This window comes from Nocardioides sp. P4_G10 (assembly GCF_056401175.1).
Map to the genome: position 1 here is coordinate 150,323 of NZ_JBFUJV010000005.1, position 17,572 is coordinate 167,894.

Genomic DNA, 17,572 nt, shown 5'->3' on the forward strand with positions numbered 1-17,572 from the left:
GGCACCGCCGTGCGGGGACCGGGGTGGATCCGGTCAGATCGTGAGCAGCGTGGCGATCGGGAGGTCGCCGGTGACCGACCGCGGCTCGAGGAACGACAGCTCCATCAGCACGGCGGCGCCGGTCGCGACGCCGCCGCAGGCCTCGATGAGCTGCCGCGTCGCGACGGCGGTGCCGCCGGTCGCCAGCACGTCGTCGACCATCAGGACGCGCTCGCCCGGCGCGATCGCGTCCTGGTGCACCTCGAGCGTCGCCTCGCCGTACTCCAAGGAGTACGACACCGCGTGAGCGGCGCGCGGCAGCTTGCCGGCCTTGCGCACCGGCACGAAGCCGATGCCGAGGGCGAGCGCCACCGGCGCGGCGAGGATGAACCCGCGCGCCTCCATGCCGACGACCTTGTCGACGACCACGGTGCCGTGGTCGTCACGGCCGGCGGCCGCCAGCGCGGTGATGATCGCGGAGAACGCGTGGTGGTCGGCGAGGACGGGGGTGATGTCCTTGAACGTCACGCCCTTCTCCGGCCAGTCGGGCACGTCGACCGTCAGGCGCTGCAGCGCCTCCTGGGCCGTACGACGGTCAGGCATCGTCGCGCGCGTCGGGAGCGGGCTGCTCCAGCGGCTCGTCGACCTTGGCGATCGCGGCGCGTGCGATGTCGATCTGGGTGCCGGGCGCGATCTCGAGGCGGGCGCGGTCGTCGGCGAGCGAGACCACGGTGCCGTAGATGCCCGACGACATCATCACGCGCTGGCCGACCTCGATGCTCTGCTGGAGACGGACGACGTCCTTCTGCCGGCGCTGCTGGGGGCGCACCACCATGAACCAGAAGAGGGCCAGGATGGCCACCAGGGGCAGGAGTGCAGCAAGGTCGTTCACGGTCGGGGCTCTCCTCGAGGGGTCGGGTGCGGGAGCGCGTGGAGTCTACGCGGGTGCCCCGACCGGCCTCACACGTCGTCGAAGAGGGTCGAGTCGACGGTCGGGAGCGGCGGCGGCGTCAGGCCGAGGTGGTGCCACGCCGCCGGCGTCGCCACCCGCCCGCGGGGCGTGCGCGCGAGCATCCCCATCCGGACCAGGAACGGCTCGGCGACCTCCTCGACCGTCTCGCGCTCCTCGCCGACCGCGACGGCCAGGGTGGAGACACCCACCGGTCCCCCGCCGAAGCGTCGGCACAGCACGTCGAGCACGGCGCGGTCCAGCCGGTCGAGGCCGGACTCGTCGACCTCGAACAGCTCGAGCGCGGCCTGGGCGACCGGCAGGCTCAGCACGCCGTCGGCGCGCACCTGGGCGTAGTCGCGGACCCGGCGCAGCAGGCGGTTGGCGATGCGGGGGGTGCCGCGCGAGCGCGAGGCGATCTCGCTGGAGCCCTCGGAGGTGAGGTGCACGCCGAGCAGCCCGGCGGAGCGGTGAACGATCTGGTCGAGCTCGTGGGGCTCGTAGAACTCGAGGTGGGCGGTGAAGCCGAACCGGTCGCGCAGCGGGCCGGGCAGGAGGCCGGCGCGGGTGGTGGCGCCGACGAGGGTGAAGGGCGGGATCTCCAGCGGGATGGCAGTCGCCCCCGGCCCCTTGCCGATGACGACGTCGACCCGGAAGTCCTCCATCGCCATGTAGAGCATCTCCTCGGCCGGCCGCGACATCCGGTGGATCTCGTCGACGAAGAGGACGTCGCCGTCGTTGAGGCCCGACAGGATCGCGGCGAGGTCACCGGCGTGGGTGATCGCCGGGCCGCTCGTGAGCCGCAGCGGCGTGCTCATCTCGGCGGCGATGATCATCGCAAGCGTGGTCTTGCCGAGCCCGGGCGGGCCGGAGAGCAGCACGTGGTCGGGCGCCCGGCCCCGGCGGCGGGCCGCCTCGAGGACCAGCCCCAGCTGGTCGCGCACGCGCGCCTGCCCGACGACCTCGTCGAGCGTCTTGGGGCGGAGCGCCGCCTCGACCGCACGGTCGTCGCCGTCGGCCTCGGCGTCGGTCAGCCGCTGCAGGTGGCCCAGCTCGGCCTCGGTCAGCTCGACGTCGTCGGTGTCCTCGTCGGTGTCGTCCCAGTTCATCGTCGTACCCGTCTCACGCCTTGCTCAGCGTGCGGAGGGCGGCGCGCAGCAGGGCGCCGACGTCGGGGGCGTCACCCGCATCGGGGGCGACGGCCTCGACCGCCTTCTCCGACTCCTTGGCCGACCAGCCCAGCCCGATGAGGCCCTGCTGCACCTGGTCGCGCCAGGCGTCGGTGGCCGAGGGGGCAGCCGCGGCCGGGTGGTGCACGCCCACCGGCGGGCCGATGCGGTCCTTGAGCTCGAGGATGATGCGCTGGGCACCCTTCTGCCCGATCCCCGGGACCCGGGTCAACGCCTTGACGTCCTCGGTCGTGATGGCACGGCGCACGTCGTCGGGGCTCATCACCGCGACGATCGCCTGCGCGACCTTGGGGCCGACGCCGGACGCGGTCTGGACGATCTCGAAGACCTGCTTCTCGTCCTCGTCGAGGAAGCCGAAGATCGTCAGGCTGTCCTCGCGCACGACCATGCTGGTGGGCAGCGTCGCGGGCCGGCCGACGCGGAGCGTGGCGAGGGTGCCGGGCGTGCACATCAGCTCGAGGCCGACGCCGCCGACCTCGAGGACGGCGCTGGCCAGGGTGACGGCGGCGACCTCGCCGCGGACGAAGGCGATCATCGGGTCCTCATCGGGGTCTGCTTCTGCGGGGCGCGGGCCTGTGCCCGGGCCTGGGCCGCGGCGGCCTCGAGCCGCGTGTGCGCCGAGCCGCGCCAGACGTGGGTGATGGCCAGCGCGAGCGCGTCGGCGGCGTCGGCGGGCTTGGGGAGCTCGGACAACCGCAGGATGCGGACGACCATCGCCCCCACCTGGGCCTTGTCGGCGCGCCCGTTGCCGGACACGGCGGCCTTCACCTCGCTCGGGGTGTGCATGGCGATCGGCAGCCCGCGTCGCGCTGCGACGACGAGCGCGATGCCGCTGGCCTGGGCGGTGCCCATGATGGTGCTGGAGTCGGAGCGGGCGAAGACCCGCTCGACCGCGACCGCGTCGGGCCGGTGCTCCTCGATCCAGGCGTCGAGGCCCTTCTCGATCGTGACCAGCCGCTCGGCGATCGGGAGCGTCGAGCTCGTGCGCACCACGCCTGCGTCGACCATCGTCAGCGGCCGGCCGACGCTGCCGTCGACCACGCCCACGCCACACCGGGTCAGGCCGGGGTCGATGCCGAGCACGCGCACGCGCACACCCCTTCCGCCGTCGATCTCGTCCGAACATGTGTTCGTGCGATCACGCTAACCCGCGCCGGCTGCGCGACGTCGTACGACACGCGGCGCGTCCCGGTCCGGCACGGCCCCGGAGGCGCCTCAGGCGTCGGCGGTCTCGAGCTCGGCCATCACGTCGGCGGGGATGTCGACGTTGGTGAAGACGTCCTGGACGTCGTCGAGGTCCTCGAGCGCGTCGACGAGGTGGAGCACCTTGCCGGCGCCGGCGGCGTCGACCGGGATCTCCAGGCTCGGCACGAACTCCACGTCGGCGGAGTCGTAGTCGATGCCGGCGTCCTGCAGGGCGGTGCGGACCGCGACGACGTCGGTGGCCTCGCTCTGCACCTGGAACGCCTCGTCGAGGTCGTTGACCTCCTCGGCGCCGGCGTCGAGGGTCGCCTCGAGGACGTCGTCCTCGGTGACCTCACGGACCGTGCCGTCGTGGTCCTGCGACTTGGGCACGACCACGATCCCCTTGCGGGTGAACAGGCGCGAGACCGAGCCGGGGTCGGCCATGGTGCCGCCGTTGCGGGTGACCGCCGTGCGGACCTCCATCGCGGCGCGGTTGGTGTTGTCGGTGAGGCACTCGACGAGGATCGCGACGCCCTGCGGGCCGTAGACCTCGTAGGAGATCGACTTGTAGTCGACGCCGCCCGACTCCGCACCCGAGCCCCGCTTGAGCGCGGAGTCGATGTTCTTGTTGGGGACCGAGCTCTTCTTCGCCTTCTGGATGGCGTCGTAGAGCGTCGGGTTGCCGGCCGGGTCGCCGCCGCCCTGCTTCGCCGCGACCTCGATGTTCTTGATCAGCTTGGCGAAGAGCTTGCCGCGCTTGGCGTCGATCGCGGCCTTCTTGTGCTTGGTCGTTGCCCACTTGGAGTGGCCTGACATGAGTCCCTCTATCCGTCGCTTCGTCTGTACGTCGTCAGGCCGAGCGCACCAGGTCCACGAACATGCCGTGCACCCGGCCGTCGCTGCCGACCTCGGGATGGAACGAGGTCGCCATCAGGGGGCCTTGACGGACCGCGACGATCCTACCCGCGGCGGGCCCGTCCTCCACCCGGGCCAGCACCTCGACGTCGTCGTCGATCGCCTCGACCCACGGCGCGCGGATGAAGACCGCTCGCACCGGGTCGGCCAGTCCGTCCACGTGGAGGTCTTCCTCGAAGGAGTCGACCTGGCGGCCGAAGGCGTTGCGGCGCACCGTGATGTGCAGGCCGCCGACGGTCTCCTGCCCCGCCGCGCCGTCCTCGATCCGGTCGGCGAGCAGGATCATCCCCGCGCACGTCCCGAAGGCGGGCAGCCCACCGCGTACGGCGTCGCGCAGCGGCTCGAGCAGGTCGAAGATCCTGGCGAGCTTGACCATCGTCGTGGACTCGCCGCCCGGGAGGACGAGGCCGTCGCACGCGGCGAGCTCGGCGGGACGGCGTACGGAGATCGGGTCCGCGCCCAGCGCCCGCAGGACGGCGAGGTGCTCGCGCACGTCGCCCTGCAGCGCGAGCACGCCGATGGTCGGATTCACGAACGCCGATCCTAGGACCGGCGGGTCGCCGTAGGGTCACGCCCCATGAGTCTCACCCGTCCGGCCCTCCTGGGCGCCGCGCTCCTCGCCCTGTCGCTCGCCGCCGGCAGCACCTCCGCGAGCACCGCCGGTGCCGTCGCCGGGTCCGTCGACGCGACCACCGGTCGCCCCGCGCCCGGCGCCCGTGCGGTCGAGGGCTGCCCGTCGCGACGCCCTCCCGACTCGGCCTGCGCAAGAAGGCCGTCCAGCGCGGTGCGGCCGAGGCCCGCCGACTCGACTCCACCTGCTTCGCGGTCCTGCGCAAGGGCAAGCTCGTCGGCGAGTGGAGCTGGAAGCTGCCCCGCGAGGAACCCCGCGAGGTCTTCTCGATCACGAAGTCGGTCACGAGCACCCTGGTCGGCATCGCGGTCCGCGACGGCGACCTGCGCCTCGACGACCCGGTCTCGACCTACGTGCCGCAGTGGCGCGGCACCGCGTCGGAGTCGGTGACGGTGCGCAACCTCCTCTCCAACGACAGCGGCCGCTTCTGGTCGCTCACGACGGACTACTCCGAGCTGCTCGCCGCCCGGAGCCGCACGAAGTACGCCGTCTCGCTCCCGCAGCAGTACGCCCCCGGCAGCGCCTGGGCCTACAACAACGCCGCCATCCAGGTCCTCGAGCCGGTGCTGGAGAAGGCGACCGGGATGCCCGTCGCGAGGTTCGCCCGGGAGCGCCTGTTCGAGCCGCTCGGCATGACCCGGTCGTCGTTCATCACCGACCGTGCGGACGACGCCGCGGTCTTCTACGGCCTCCGCACGACGTGCCTCGACATCGCCAAGCTCGGGCGGCTCTACCTCGACGGCGGGACGGTCCGCGGTAAGGCGGGCGGCAAGCGCCTCCTCGACGCGGCCTACGTCAGGCACGCGGTCGGGCGTTCCTCGACGGTCCACAACGCGGCCTACGGCTACCTGTGGTGGCTCAACCGGCCCGGTGCCCTGCGCGGCGCGACCGACCCGGTCGACGCCCAGGGGCAGCCGCTGAACCCGGTGACCGGACAGCTCGCCCCGTCGGCGCCCATCGACGTCTTCGCCGCGCTCGGCTTCGGCGGGCAGGTGCTGCTCGTCGACCCGTCGACGCGCCGCCCGGTGCGGCACACTCAGCGGATGGTCGGGGCGTGGGAGCACCTGCCGGAGGCACGGGTCCCGGCGCCGCTCGCCCCGCACGTCCTGGCGATGTACGGCTACTCCGCCGAGGGCCTCGCCCCCGGCGTCCACCGGGGACTCCCGTCCGCCGGGCTCACCCTCGTGCTGAGCCTGGAGCGTCCGCTGCGCACCGCACCCACCGCCGAGGCATGGGACGCCGGCGTGCGCGACTCGCAGTGGGTGAGCCTCGGCGGGCTGCACACCCGCGCGGCGATGGTGGAGCAGCCCGGTCGGTGGACCGGGGTGCAGCTGACCCTCCACCCGGTGGGCGTGCGGCGCCTGCTCGGTGTCCCTGCCTCCGACCTCCCGGTCGGCAGCTGGGACGCGCGCGACCTGGTCGGCGACGAGGTCGACCGGGTGGTCGAGGAGCTGCACGCGGTGGCCGACTGGCCCGGGAGGTACGCCGCGGTGAGCCGCTTCCTGCTGCGGCTGGCCGATCGCGCGGACCGCGCCGCCTCCCGCCAGGGACCGTCGCCCGAGGTCGAGGAGGCGTGGCGCCTGCTCACCGGCCCGAGCCCCCGAGCGGTCGCCGAGGTCGCCGACGCCGTGGGCTACAGCCGTCGGCGGCTGACCCAGCTGCTCACGGCCGAGACGGGCCACGGACCCAAGACCGTGCAGCGGCTGGCCCGCTTCGACACCGCGCGCCGCGAGGTGGTCGCCGCGGCGTCCGTGGGCGCGTCACTGGCGCAGGTGGCCGCCCGCACGGGCTACTACGACCAGTCGCACCTGGTGCGCGACTTCCGCGAGTTCGCCGGGCTCGGGCCGTCGGCGTGGCTCGCGGCGGAGTTCCCAAATGTCCAAGGCGCGCCGACTGGTGTCGCGGCAGCATCGGGGCCATGAGCGATCCCCACCGCACCACCGTCTGGCCCGCGCTGCAGGCGCACGACCCCGACCTCGTGATCCGTGCGCTCGTCGCGCTCGGCTTCGAGGAGACGGCCGCCTACCGCGACGAGGCGGGCGTCGTCCAGCACGCCCAGCTCGACTGGCCCGAGGGCGGCGGGGTGATGCTCGGCTGCCACAAGCCCGACGGGCCGTTCACCCAGCAGCCCGGGACCACGGCGGCGTACGTCGTCGCCTCCGACGTCGACGAGGTGCACCGGCGTGCCGTCGAGGCGGGCCTCGACCCGTCGCCGGTCGTCGAGCAGGACTACGGCAGCCGGGAGGTCCGCGTCACCGACCCGGAGGGCAACCAGTGGTCCTTCGGGACGTACGCCGGTGAGCCGCGGCGGGGCTGAGACCGCCGCGGCGACGCGTCACCAGCCGCGCTCGGACAGGCGGTGCGGCTGCGGGATCTCGTCGACGTTGATGCCGACCATGGCCTCGCCGAGGCCGCGCGAGACCTTGGCGACCACGTCGGGGTCGTCGTGGAAGGTCGTGGCCTTGACGATCGCCTCGGCGCGCTGGGCCGGGTTGCCCGACTTGAAGATGCCCGACCCGACGAAGACGCCCTCGGCGCCGAGCTGCATCATCATCGCGGCGTCGGCCGGGGTGGCGATGCCGCCCGCGGTGAAGAGGACGACCGGCAGCTTGCCTGCGGCCGCGACCTCCTTGACCAGCTCGTAGGGGGCCTGCAGCTCCTTGGCAGCGACGTAGAGCTCGTCCTCGGACATGCTGTGCAGCCGCCGCAGCTCGCCACCGATGGTGCGCATGTGCATCACGGCGTTGGAGACGTCGCCGGTGCCGGCCTCGCCCTTGGAGCGGATCATCGCCGCGCCCTCGGTGATGCGGCGCAGGGCCTCGCCCAGGTTGGTCGCACCACAGACGAACGGGACCGTGTAGGCCCACTTGTCGATGTGGTTGGTGTAGTCGGCCGGGGTGAGCACCTCGGACTCGTCGATGTAGTCGACGCCGAGCGACTGGAGCACCTGCGCCTCGGCGAAGTGGCCGATGCGGGCCTTGGCCATCACCGGGATCGAGACGGCCTCGATGATGCTGTCGATCATGTCGGGGTCGCTCATCCGGGACACGCCGCCCTGGGCGCGGATGTCGGCCGGCACGCGCTCGAGCGCCATCACGGCGACGGCGCCGGCGTCCTCGGCGATCTTCGCCTGGTCGGCGGTGACGACGTCCATGATCACGCCGCCCTTGAGCATCTCGGCCATGCCGCGCTTGACGCGGCTGGTGCCGTGCTCGATGGGGGTCTCAGAGGTGTGCTCAGCCATGTCTCGATCGTAGTGCGGCCTCATCCCGAAGGATGCATCGCCGATGGCAGTGGTTGAGCGCTTGATCAGGCCTGCGAGGCTGCCCGCGCGAGCGCCTGGCGGCGGACGACCCAGATGCGCTGCGCGACGGTCACGGTGGCCGCGACCGCAAGAGCCCAGAGGGCGACCTCGAGCAGGACCCACAGGTCGAGGAGGTCGGCGAAGAAGGCCGGCACGAGCATCCCGACGAGGCGGTCGGGCCGCTCGGCGATGCCGACCTTGGCGTCGTAGCCGAGGTGGTCGGCCTTCGCCCGTGCGTACGACGTCACCGCGCCCATGACGAGGATGACGAGGCACAGCCAGAGGTAGAGCTGGCTCTCCCGCTGCCAGGCGAAGAAGAGGACCAGCCCACCGAACAGCGCGCCGTCGGCGACCCGGTCGAGCGTCGAGTCGAGGAAGGCGCCGAAGTCGTCCTTGCGCCCGACCTTGCGCGCCATCGCGCCGTCGATCAGGTCGCTGAAGACGAAGACGGTGATGAAGAGGACGCCTTCCCAGACCATGCCGCGGGGGAAGAAGAACAGCGCCCCGAAGCTGACCCCGAAGGTGCCGACCAGCGTCACGACGTCGGGGCTGATTCCCAGGCGGATGAACAGGTTGATGAAGGGCGCGAGCATCACGCCCTGCCAGAACTGCTTGAACCGATCGAGCACGGCCGCAGGCTACCGGCTCCCTCTTGACGTGGACTGCACCGGAGAGGATCGTCCTAACGGTGTTAGTCATTCCTAACGGCGATCGGGTCGCGGTCCGCCGAGCCGCGACCCGGCTCGAGATCCTCGAGGCGGCGTGGGAGGTGGCGCGCTCCAAGGGCCTCGTCGAGCTCACGCTCCGCGACGTCGCGGACCGCGTCGGGATGAGGGCCCCGTCGCTCTACGGCCACTTCGCCTCCAAGAACGCCATCTACGACGCCATGTTCGAGCAGGCGTGGAGCGACTACGAGGCCACGATCCCCGACCTCGAGGGCGCCCTCCCGTCCCACCCCCGGACGGCGATGCGGGTGATCGCCGCGCACTTCTACGACTTCACCGCGACCGACCTGGCGCGGCACCAGCTGATGAACCAGAGCGTGATCGCCGGCTTCGCCCCCTCCGTCGAGGCGTACGCACCCTCCGTGCGGGTCCTCGAACGCGCCCACCGCACGATCGTCGCCCTCACCGGCGCCAGGACCGAGGACGTCGAGGTCTGGGTGGCTCTCGTCGGCGGCCTCATCAACCAGCACCACGCCAACGACGCAGGAGGCAGCCGGCACCGCGTGCTGCTCGACCGGGGCGTCGACATGTGGGCCGACGCCGTCGGCCTTCCTCCGGACGACCAGCAGTAGGACCGGCACCAGGACCAGAAGCGCACCGCGAAGGACCCCGACCATGACCACGACAGACACCCCGCAGCGACGTCGCCACTCCCACCTCGACACCCGGACGTCCATGACCCTGGCCCGGACCGAGCACGGGCGCACGATCGACACGTTGCGCGCCCTCGGGCCCGACGACTGGGCGCGCCCGACGTCCTGCCCCGAGTGGGACGTCCGGCAGCTCGCGTGCCACATGGTCGGCATGGCCGAGTTCCCCTCGTCGCCGATCGAGATCGCCCGGCAGCAGCGCAAGGCCTCCGCCGTCCACGCCCGCCGCGGCGGGCCGGCGGTCGACGGGCTCACCCAGGTGCAGGTCGACGAGCGCGCCGACTGGACGCCCGAGCAGGTGGTGGCGGGTGCCGTCAGGGCTGCCCCCCGCTCCGTCCGCGGGCGGCGGTGGATCTCCGCGTGCGCCGGTCGCGCGCCGCTGCCGGGGACCCAGCCCGTGAACGGCCGGGAGGAGTCCTGGAGCGTGGGCTACCTGCTCCGGACCATCCTCACGCGCGACCCCTGGATGCACCGGACCGACCTGTCGGCCGCGACCGGCCTGCCGATGACCCTGACCCCGGACCACGACGGCGTGATCGTGGACGACGTGGTCGCGGAGTGGGCCGAGCGCCACGGACGGCCGTACCAGCTGGAGCTGACCGGACCCGCGGGCGGCTCCTGGCGGCGAGGTGACGCCGAGCTCGTGACCCTGGACGCGGTCGAGTTCTGCCGGATCATCTCCGGCAGGGGCGTCGGGGTGGGGCTCCTGGCGACCCAGGTGCCCTTCTGACCGACCCGCTCAACCCAGCAGCGCCGCCCGGACGTCGGCCACCGCGGCCGGCGCCCCGGAGACCGTCCAGTCCACGCCCGCAGCGGGTACGACGACCGACGTGCCGCCTGCGCCGCGGATGATCGCGGCACCGGGGAGCCGGTCCCAGTCGGCGACGGAGTGCTGGAAGAGCACGTCCCACTGACCCGACGCGATCGCCATCGTGTCCATGGTCCCGGAGCCGAACATCCGCAGCGTGCCGACCTGGCCGAGTGCGCGGGCGAATGCCTCGCCCACCTCGCTGCCGTAGAACGGCGGGTGCAGGTAGGTCGCGGCGCACCGGGCCTCGGTCGGGGTGTCGGGGAGCGGCGCGAGCGGCGTGCCGTCACAGGTGCTCGGCAGGTCGGGTCCGCCCACCCACGTGCGCAGGCTGGCGGCGTGGTGGACCGCGCCGAGCAGCACGTCGTCCTCGTCGTGCAGGGCGATCGCGGTGCACCACCAGTCGCTGCCACGGGAGAAGTTGTAGGTGCCGTCCACCGGGTCGATCACCCATGTCCGTCCCGACGTGCCGGGCTTCGACGCGCCCTCCTCCCCCACGATCGCGTCGTCCGGCCGCTCGGCGGTGAGCTGCTGCACGATGAGCCGCTCGGCGGCGGTGTCGGCCTGCGTGACGATGTCGGACCCGCTCGTCTTTCGCTCGATGTCGAGCCCCTCGAGGCGGATCCGAGCGGCCAGGAGGGCCGCCTCCCGCACCAGGTCGCCGGCGAGCGCGGCGTCGCGCTCCAGTCGCGCGTCGTCGTCCACGGTGCCACCGTAGCCGGGGGCGTACTGTGGCAGGACGGAGCCACCCAGGCTTCCTACTGAGGAGCCTCGATGAGCGACAAGTCGCCGCGACAGGGCATGTCCAAGAAGTCCGGGAAGTCCATCAAGGAGAAGCGCGCCGAGAAGCACGCGAAGGCGGCGGGGAAGACCGACCACAGCGAGCCGTTCATGCCCAAGAAGAAGTGAGCCCCCTCAGCCTCGGCGTCATCGGCACGTCCGCGAAGGAGAACGAGCACCGCCTCCCGCTGCACCCCGACCACCTGCCGCGCCTCGACCCCGGGATCGCCGCTAGGACGACACTCGAGCACGGGTACGCCGACCACTTCGGCATCACCGACGACGAGCTGGCCCCGCACGTGGCCGGCTTCGCGTCCCGCGACGAGATCCTGCGGGACTCCGACGTCGTCGTGCTGCCCAAGCCCCAGCACGAGGACGTCGCGGCCATGCACGCCGGTCAGGTCCTCTGGGGGTGGCCGCACTGCGTGCAGGACCGCGCGATGACGCAGCTCGCGATCGACCGCGAGCTCACCCTGATCGCCTTCGAGTCGATGAACCACTGGACGGCGGACGGGCACGTCGGCCTCCACGTCTTCCACAAGAACAACGAGCTCGCCGGCTACTGCTCGGTGCTCCAGGCCATGGAGCTCGTCGGGATCACCGGCGACTACGGCCGCCGGTTGAGCGCGGTCGTCATCGGGTTCGGCGCCACGGCCCGGGGCGCGGTCACCGCCCTGAAGGCTCACGGCGTCCACGAGGTCGTGGTGCTCACCACCCGCGGGGTCGCCGCTGTGGGGTCTCCCATCCACTCGGTGCGGATCCGGCAGTTCGACCACCACCCCGGGGACTCGACCGTCACCCACGTCATCACCGAGCGCGGCCGGATGCCCCTGGCCCCCTACCTGGCCGAGGCGGACATCGTCGTCAACTGCACGCTGCAGGACACCGCGGCGCCGCTGACCTACCTCCAGACCGAGGACCTGGCGGACTTCCGGCTGGGCAGCCTCATCGTGGACGTGTCCTGCGACGAGGGCATGGGGTTCTCGTGGGCCGTGCCGACGACGTTCGACGAGCCGATGTTCACCGTCGCGGACCGGGTGCACTACTACGCCGTCGACCACAGCCCCTCCTACCTGTGGAACTCGGCCACGTGGGAGAACAGCGAGGCTCTGCTGCCCTTCATGGAGACGGTGCTCAGCGGTCCTGAGGCATGGGACGCCGACGAGACGATCACGCGCGCCATCGAGATCCGCGACGGCCGGGTCTGCAACCCCGCGATCCTGGCGTTCCAGGGTCGGGCCGCCGAACACCCCTACCCGGTGGTCTGAGCCGGGTCCCACGCGTCGGCAAGCAGCTCGCGCGTGTCCTCGAGCAGCTGGGGCAGCGTCTTGGTGCCGCCGACGACCGTGATGAAGTTGGCGTCACCGGTCCACCGCGGCACCACGTGCTGGTGCAGGTGCTCGGACAGGGACCCGCCGGCGGACCGGCCGAGGTTGAGGCCGACGTTGAAGGAGTGCGGGCGGCTGACCTTCCGCACGGTCCGCAGCGCCTGCTGGGTCATCGCCATCAGCTCCGCTGCTTCCTCCGCCGTGAGGTCGGTCAGGTCGGCGACGTGGCGGTAGGGCAGCACCATCAGGTGCCCGGGGTTGTAGGGGTGCAGGTTGAGCACGACGTACGTCGACTCGCCGCGCGCGACGAGCAGCGACTCCTCGTCGGGGTGCGAGGGGATCGCGCAGAACGGGCAGCCCTCGTCGTCGACCGCCGTGCGGACGTAGGCCATCCGGTGAGGCGTCCAGATCCGCTCGAGCGCGTCGTCACTCATGGCAGCGATCCTAGGGTGGCCCCATGACGTCGATCCGACCGGCCGACGACGCCGACATGGCCGCGGTCGCCGACCTCTGGCACGAGGGCTGGCACGACGGCCACGCCGGCCACGTGCCCGACGGGCTCACGGCCGCACGCACCCTGCCGGCGTTCCACGAGCGCACACCGTCGCGGGTGGCGGACACCGCGGTGGCGGTCGCCGAGGACGGGTCGCTGCAGGGCTTCGTGATGGTGGTCGACGACGAGGTGGAGCAGGTCTTCGTGGCCCGGTCGGCGCGCGGGACCGGGCTGGCGTCCGACCTGCTGGTCGAGGCCGAGCGGCGGGTGGCGGCCGGCGGCCATGCCTCGGCCTGGCTGGCGGTCGTGGTGGGGAACGCGCGTGCCCGGCGGTTCTACGAGCGCCAGGGGTGGGTCGACCGCGGCGACCTGCCCTACGAGGTCAGCGCCGGCGGGCAGACCTTCGTCTCGCCGTGCCGGAGGTACGTCAAGCGGGTGGCGCTGGACTGACCGTGTCGAGAACCCGACGCCGGCTCCGTCCCTGACACATCAAGCCGTCGGCCACGCAGGGCAGTCGAGAGGTGGAGAACAACATGACCGTGCGGATGGACAACGTCCTCGTCGTCGTCGACGACCTCGAGGCCGCGATCGCCTTCTTCGGTGTGATCGGCCTGGAGGTGGAGGGCCGGGCCGTCGTGGAGGGTGAGGCCGTCGACCGGCTGGTGGGCATCGACGGCGTCCGGAGCGAGATCGTCATGATGCGGACCCCGGACGGTCAGTCGCGGATCGAGCTCGACAAGTTCCACGCTCCCGACGCCGTGCGGGCCGAGACCGAGCAAGCACCGGTCAACGCGCTCGGTATCCGCCGCTTCATGTTCGCCGTCGACGACCTCGAGGACGTCCTCGCGCGGCTGCGCGGCCAGGGTGCCGAGCTCGTCGGTGAGGTGACGGAGTACGCCGGCTACCGGATGTGCTACCTCCGCGGCCCCGACGGGGTGATGGTCGCACTCACCGAGCAGCTGGACTGAAAGGCCCTCGCGACGAGGAAGGAGCCGATCGACGCCGCACCCGCCGGGGTGTGGCCCGCGCTCCGGCAGCAGGAGTACGACGGGGAGAACCCATCTCGGAGGCCACCATGTCGCTGCGCGTTCTCATCGGTCCGATCGGCCTCGCCCTGGCGGCGGCCACGCTGGCCCCGCCACTGGGCGCGGGTGCGGACACCGCGGAGCGTGCGGCCCCCGACCGCGGCGCCAAGAGCACATGGACCGAGGCCGACAAGGCGGGCTTCGGCACGGCGCGCACCCGGCGGAGCAACGTGTGGTTCACGCTGCAGGACGGGCGGGTCAGCGAGGTCTTCTACCCCGACCTGTCGACGCCGAGCACCCGCAGCCTCGAGCTCGTGGTGACGGACGGGCGCACGTTCACCGACCGGGAGTCCGAGGACGTCGACGTGGTGACCACGCGTCCCGACGAGCGCAGCCTGCGTTTCCAGCAGGTCGGCACCGCGACCTCCGGCCGCTACCGCATCACCAAGACGTACGTCACCGACCCGCGCCGCGACGCGCTCGTCGTCCGGGTCCGCCTCGAGTCGCTCGACGGCGGCCGCTACCGGCTGTACGCCGTGCACGATCCGGCGCTCGCCAACTCCGGGATGGACGACCGCGGCCGCGCGACCCGGACGGCGCTCGTGGCCACGGACGTGAAGGAGCCCGTCGCGTCCGCGCTCGTCTCGCGCCCGCGCCTCGGCCGGAGCAGCACCGGGCTGCTCGGTCGCGACGACGGCTGGACCGACCTCGGGGACGACCAGCGACTCGACGAGGGCAGCCGTTCGGCCGGGCCGGGCAACATCGTGCAGACCGGCCGGATCTCGGGCGTGACGGGGCTCGCCGGCGAGCAGCGCGCGACGCTGGTCCTGGGCTTCGGGCGGACGGGCGCGGAGGCGCAGCGCACGGCACGGTCGGGTCTCCGCGCGGGGGCGCGCCGGATCGCGGCGCGCTACGACCGCGGTTGGCACCGCTACCTGCGCAGCCTCAAGGACGTGCCCGACAGTGCCGCGGCCGTCCGGCGCCACTACCTCGCGTCGGCGCTCGTGCTGGCCGCCGCGGAGGACAAGCTCAACCCAGGGGCGCTCGTGGCCTCGCCGTCGGCACCGTGGGTCTGGGGTGACGAGGTCAAGGACCTCTCCTCCCCGTCGGGCGCCTACCACCTCGTGTGGTCGCGCGACACGTACCAGTTCGGCACCGCGCTGTGGGCCATGGGCGACAAGGCGGCCGCGCGCCGCTCGGTCGACTGGCTCTTCGACGTGCAGCAGCTGCCCGACGGCTCGTTTCCGCAGAACTCCGACGTCGCGGGGACGCCGGTCTGGTCCGAGCTCCAGCTCGACGAGGTGGCGCTGCCGATCGTGCTGGCCCGCCTCGTGGGCCGCGACGGGCGGCACACCTACCGAGGCGTGAAGCGGGCCGCGCAGTTCCTCGTCCGCTTCCGTGACGAGGAGACCGGGAGGCGGGCGCCCTTCTCGCCGCAGGAGCGCTGGGAGAACCAGTCCGGCTACTCCCCCAACTCGATCGCCACCCAGGTCGCCGGCCTGGTCTGCGCCGCCGACATCGCCCGCAAGAACGGCGACCGCGCCTCCGCCCGACGCTGGCTCCGGCTGGCAGATCGTTGGCAGTCGAAGGTCAAGCAGTGGACCCGCACGACCAGCGGCCCCCTCAGCAGCAGCCCCTACTACCTGCGGATCACCAAGGACGGTCGCCCCGACCGCGGCACGGAGTACGGCATCGGCGACGGCGGGCCGTCTGCCGTCGACCAGCGGCGCGTGGTCGACCCGAGCTTCCTCGACCTGGTCCGGCTCGGGCTGGAGCAGCCGGACGACCCGGACGTGCTGACCACGCTCTCGGTGGTGGACGACGAGCTGCGGGTGGACACGCCCAACGGGCCGTTCTGGCACCGCTTCAGCTTCGACGGCTACGGCGAGACGCGCGACGGCGGGCAGTGGGAGATCACGGAGGACGACACCGGCACGACGCTCGGTCGCGCCTGGCCCCTGCTGACCGGGGAGCGCGGTGAGTACGCCGTCACCGCTGGGCAGGACGCGACGCCCTACCTCGCCGCCATGGCAGCGGCCGCCGGCACGAGCGACATGATCTCCGAGCAGGTCTGGGACAGTCGCGAGCCCGCCGGCGAGGCCTGCTGCCCGGCGGGCGAGGGCACCCGGGCCGCCACTCCGCTGACGTGGTCGCACGCCGGGCTGGTGCGGCTGGCCTGGACGATGCAGCGCGGTGCCCCCGTCGACCAGCAGGCGGTGGTGGCACGCCGCTACCTGCGCTGAGCGTGCGTGGGACGACCTGGATCGGCAGTCCTGCCGGCTTCCGGTTCAGTCCGGCTCGCAGACGACCAGTTGAAGCGCCGCATCGGCGGCGAGTGGCGCTCGGGACCAGTCGCCGAGACGTTCGACGACCCGGAGACCGCCGAGCGAGAGGAGGAGCGGCAGCTCCTGGGGAAGATGCTCCTGATCTCCAGCGGCGCGACGAAGAAGTCGGCCTCGGACTCGGTCGAGAAGTACCACGTCCCTCTCGTCACCTGCGCGGTCGCGTCGTACGTCTCCGCGACATCGACCCGCACCACGCCACGGTCGGGGTCCACGAACGACAACGCGTCACGCCTGCGTCGTACGCCGTCGGCCTGGGCGAGCATGTGCACGCTCGGGTTGAACACGTCGAGGACGAGCCGCGCTCCGGGCGCCAGGTGCCGTCGCACCGATCGGAAGCAGTCCACCAGGTCGTCCGCCTCGTGGAGGTGGAGCAGGGAGTTGGCGGCGATGACCACGAGGTCGAACCTCCGACCGAGGTCGAACCTGCGCATGTCGCCCTGCACCCACTCCACGTCCACGCCGCGCTCGTCCGCCTTGTGCCGAGCCTCGGCGAGCATGCCGGGCGAGAGCTCGAGACCGGTGCACGGGTGCCCGTCGGACGCGATCCAGATCAGCTTGTTCCCGGTGCCCGACCCGAGCTCCAGGACGGACCCGCCCTGCCGATCGGCCTCGGCCCGGTAGAAGTCGACAGCCTGCTCGCCACCGGGGAACAGCAGGTCGTACAACCTCGCGTCCGAGTAGAACTGCTCGCTCACGCGGCTCCCCACTCCCGTCGAGGATCAGTCGCGGAGGACGTCGATGACGTCCTTGCTGTGGGTGAGCGGGATGCGGTTGCCCTCGAGCTGGATGGAAGACCCGGTGGAGCTGTCGACCAGCTCGAGGATCCTCACGTTGACGCGCTGGTGGACCTTCACCTCGATCCGGTCGCGGGACACGCGGAAGACCAGCGCGCCGGCGGGGCTGTTCCGGTGCGCCGCGTCGAACCCGTACACGTGCGTCGCCGTGACCCCGACCAGCATGTTCGTCGGCAACCCGCTCGCGGCGTCGTGCATCCGCGCTCCGGCGAGCGCGGCACCGGTCGTGGCCACGGAGTCAGCCAGACCGCCGGCCCCGCCAGCGAGGCTGTCGCCGATCATGCCGCCGGCGAACATGCTGCCCGTATGACCTCGCGGCTGGAACTGGCCGGCCGCGGTCACCGCTTCCGAGTCCTCGAGCTCGCGCAGCGCAGTCTCCACGCTCTCCACCATCGTCCGCTCGGACATCCCGTCACCCCTCCAGGCTGAGACGCTGCCGCTCGCCATCATGCGCCGGTTGGAAGGTGCGCG

22 protein-coding genes are annotated in these 17,572 nt (G+C 72.3%); 9 read left to right on the forward strand and 13 right to left on the reverse strand.

All coding sequences use genetic code 11. The features are described 5' to 3' along the window. Nucleotides 1-33: 33 nt before the first annotated feature. The 7 genes from AC1DP1_RS08995 to pdxT all read right to left on the reverse strand — a co-directional run bounded on the left by AC1DP1_RS08995 (nt 34) and on the right by pdxT (nt 4,750). Complete coding sequence (locus tag AC1DP1_RS08995) at nt 34-582, reverse strand: adenine phosphoribosyltransferase (protein WP_457186660.1); 549 nt, start codon at nt 580-582, stop codon at nt 34-36. Continuing rightward, nucleotides 575-871, reverse strand: coding sequence for a preprotein translocase subunit YajC (gene yajC, locus AC1DP1_RS09000; protein ID WP_457186658.1), 297 nt, complete (start codon nt 869-871; stop codon nt 575-577). The genes AC1DP1_RS08995 and yajC overlap by 8 nt, the downstream gene beginning before the upstream one ends. A 68-nt stretch (nt 872-939) precedes the next feature. After that, the gene (ruvB, locus tag AC1DP1_RS09005; protein ID WP_477506577.1) at nt 940-2,037 is read right to left on the reverse strand and encodes a Holliday junction branch migration DNA helicase RuvB; all 1,098 of its coding nucleotides are present in this window, start codon (nt 2,035-2,037) and stop codon (nt 940-942) included. Between the two features lie 13 nt (nt 2,038-2,050). After that, nucleotides 2,051-2,653 (reverse strand): Holliday junction branch migration protein RuvA, encoded by a 603-nt coding sequence (gene ruvA, locus AC1DP1_RS09010; protein WP_477506578.1) that lies wholly within the window; start codon nt 2,651-2,653, stop codon nt 2,051-2,053. Beyond that, nucleotides 2,650-3,207 (reverse strand): crossover junction endodeoxyribonuclease RuvC, encoded by a 558-nt coding sequence (ruvC, locus tag AC1DP1_RS09015; RefSeq protein ID WP_457186652.1) that lies wholly within the window; start codon nt 3,205-3,207, stop codon nt 2,650-2,652. Before ruvC ends, ruvA begins: the two co-directional genes overlap by 4 nt. Nucleotides 3,208-3,333: 126 nt before the next feature. Beyond that, a complete protein-coding gene (locus AC1DP1_RS09020; RefSeq protein WP_477506579.1) occupies nt 3,334-4,119 on the reverse strand; it encodes a YebC/PmpR family DNA-binding transcriptional regulator in 786 nt (261 codons plus the stop codon). Between the two features lie 34 nt (nt 4,120-4,153). Then, on the reverse strand, nt 4,154-4,750 hold the full coding sequence (gene pdxT, locus AC1DP1_RS09025) for a pyridoxal 5'-phosphate synthase glutaminase subunit PdxT (protein WP_457186648.1): 597 nt from the start codon (nt 4,748-4,750) through the stop codon (nt 4,154-4,156). Between the two features lie 227 nt (nt 4,751-4,977). Here pdxT and AC1DP1_RS09030 point away from each other — a divergent pair, with 227 nt between their 5' ends. After that, nucleotides 4,978-6,771: a serine hydrolase gene (locus AC1DP1_RS09030; RefSeq protein WP_477506593.1), complete on the forward strand. Its 1,794-nt coding sequence runs from the start codon at nt 4,978-4,980 to the stop codon at nt 6,769-6,771. Further along, nucleotides 6,768-7,166: a VOC family protein gene (locus AC1DP1_RS09035; protein WP_477506580.1), complete on the forward strand. Its 399-nt coding sequence runs from the start codon at nt 6,768-6,770 to the stop codon at nt 7,164-7,166. Before AC1DP1_RS09030 ends, AC1DP1_RS09035 begins: the two co-directional genes overlap by 4 nt. Nucleotides 7,167-7,184: 18 nt before the next feature. Here AC1DP1_RS09035 and pdxS read toward each other — a convergent pair whose 3' ends face one another. Then, nucleotides 7,185-8,093: a pyridoxal 5'-phosphate synthase lyase subunit PdxS gene (gene pdxS / locus AC1DP1_RS09040; RefSeq protein WP_300045109.1), complete on the reverse strand. Its 909-nt coding sequence runs from the start codon at nt 8,091-8,093 to the stop codon at nt 7,185-7,187. A gap of 65 nt (nt 8,094-8,158) precedes the next feature. Then, nucleotides 8,159-8,782, reverse strand: coding sequence for a phosphatidylinositol phosphate synthase (gene pgsA / locus AC1DP1_RS09045; protein WP_477506581.1), 624 nt, complete (start codon nt 8,780-8,782; stop codon nt 8,159-8,161). Nucleotides 8,783-8,841: 59 nt separating this feature from the next. Here pgsA and AC1DP1_RS09050 point away from each other — a divergent pair, with 59 nt between their 5' ends. Both AC1DP1_RS09050 and AC1DP1_RS09055 read left to right on the forward strand, forming a co-directional pair. Next, nucleotides 8,842-9,450, forward strand: coding sequence for a TetR/AcrR family transcriptional regulator (locus AC1DP1_RS09050; protein WP_477506582.1), 609 nt, complete (start codon nt 8,842-8,844; stop codon nt 9,448-9,450). A 43-nt stretch (nt 9,451-9,493) separates the two neighbouring features. Further along, complete coding sequence (locus tag AC1DP1_RS09055) at nt 9,494-10,258, forward strand: maleylpyruvate isomerase family mycothiol-dependent enzyme (RefSeq protein WP_477506583.1); 765 nt, start codon at nt 9,494-9,496, stop codon at nt 10,256-10,258. A 9-nt stretch (nt 10,259-10,267) separates the two neighbouring features. On the opposite strand, the gene AC1DP1_RS09060 is transcribed toward AC1DP1_RS09055, so the two are convergent. Beyond that, complete coding sequence (locus AC1DP1_RS09060; protein ID WP_477506584.1) at nt 10,268-11,041, reverse strand: inositol monophosphatase family protein; 774 nt, start codon at nt 11,039-11,041, stop codon at nt 10,268-10,270. A gap of 69 nt (nt 11,042-11,110) precedes the next feature. Here AC1DP1_RS09060 and AC1DP1_RS09065 point away from each other — a divergent pair, with 69 nt between their 5' ends. Both AC1DP1_RS09065 and AC1DP1_RS09070 read left to right on the forward strand, forming a co-directional pair. After that, on the forward strand, nt 11,111-11,245 hold the full coding sequence (locus AC1DP1_RS09065) for a hypothetical protein (protein ID WP_457186632.1): 135 nt from the start codon (nt 11,111-11,113) through the stop codon (nt 11,243-11,245). Next, a complete protein-coding gene (locus AC1DP1_RS09070) occupies nt 11,242-12,384 on the forward strand; it encodes a N(5)-(carboxyethyl)ornithine synthase (RefSeq protein ID WP_477506585.1) in 1,143 nt (380 codons plus the stop codon). Before AC1DP1_RS09065 ends, AC1DP1_RS09070 begins: the two co-directional genes overlap by 4 nt. Here the strand turns inward: AC1DP1_RS09070 and AC1DP1_RS09075 are convergent. Then, nucleotides 12,369-12,878: an HIT family protein gene (locus AC1DP1_RS09075; protein WP_457186628.1), complete on the reverse strand. Its 510-nt coding sequence runs from the start codon at nt 12,876-12,878 to the stop codon at nt 12,369-12,371. The two genes, AC1DP1_RS09070 and AC1DP1_RS09075, sit on opposite strands and share 16 nt — an antisense overlap. A 23-nt stretch (nt 12,879-12,901) precedes the next feature. On the opposite strand from AC1DP1_RS09075, the gene AC1DP1_RS09080 reads away from it, so the two are divergent. The 3 genes from AC1DP1_RS09080 to AC1DP1_RS09090 all read left to right on the forward strand — a co-directional run bounded on the left by AC1DP1_RS09080 (nt 12,902) and on the right by AC1DP1_RS09090 (nt 16,205). Beyond that, the gene (locus tag AC1DP1_RS09080; RefSeq protein ID WP_477506586.1) at nt 12,902-13,387 is read left to right on the forward strand and encodes a GNAT family N-acetyltransferase; all 486 of its coding nucleotides are present in this window, start codon (nt 12,902-12,904) and stop codon (nt 13,385-13,387) included. A gap of 83 nt (nt 13,388-13,470) precedes the next feature. Further along, nucleotides 13,471-13,905, forward strand: coding sequence for a VOC family protein (locus tag AC1DP1_RS09085; RefSeq protein ID WP_477506587.1), 435 nt, complete (start codon nt 13,471-13,473; stop codon nt 13,903-13,905). Between the two features lie 107 nt (nt 13,906-14,012). Then, a complete protein-coding gene (locus tag AC1DP1_RS09090; protein WP_477506588.1) occupies nt 14,013-16,205 on the forward strand; it encodes a glycoside hydrolase family 15 protein in 2,193 nt (730 codons plus the stop codon). Here AC1DP1_RS09090 and AC1DP1_RS09095 read toward each other — a convergent pair. Together AC1DP1_RS09095 and AC1DP1_RS09100 are read right to left on the reverse strand one after the other, a co-directional pair. Further along, nucleotides 16,193-17,002, reverse strand: coding sequence for a class I SAM-dependent methyltransferase (locus AC1DP1_RS09095; protein WP_477506589.1), 810 nt, complete (start codon nt 17,000-17,002; stop codon nt 16,193-16,195). The genes AC1DP1_RS09090 and AC1DP1_RS09095 overlap by 13 nt on opposite strands. Before the next feature lie 24 nt (nt 17,003-17,026). Continuing rightward, on the reverse strand, nt 17,027-17,572 hold a 546-nt coding region (locus AC1DP1_RS09100; protein WP_477506590.1), incomplete at its 5' end, for a hypothetical protein.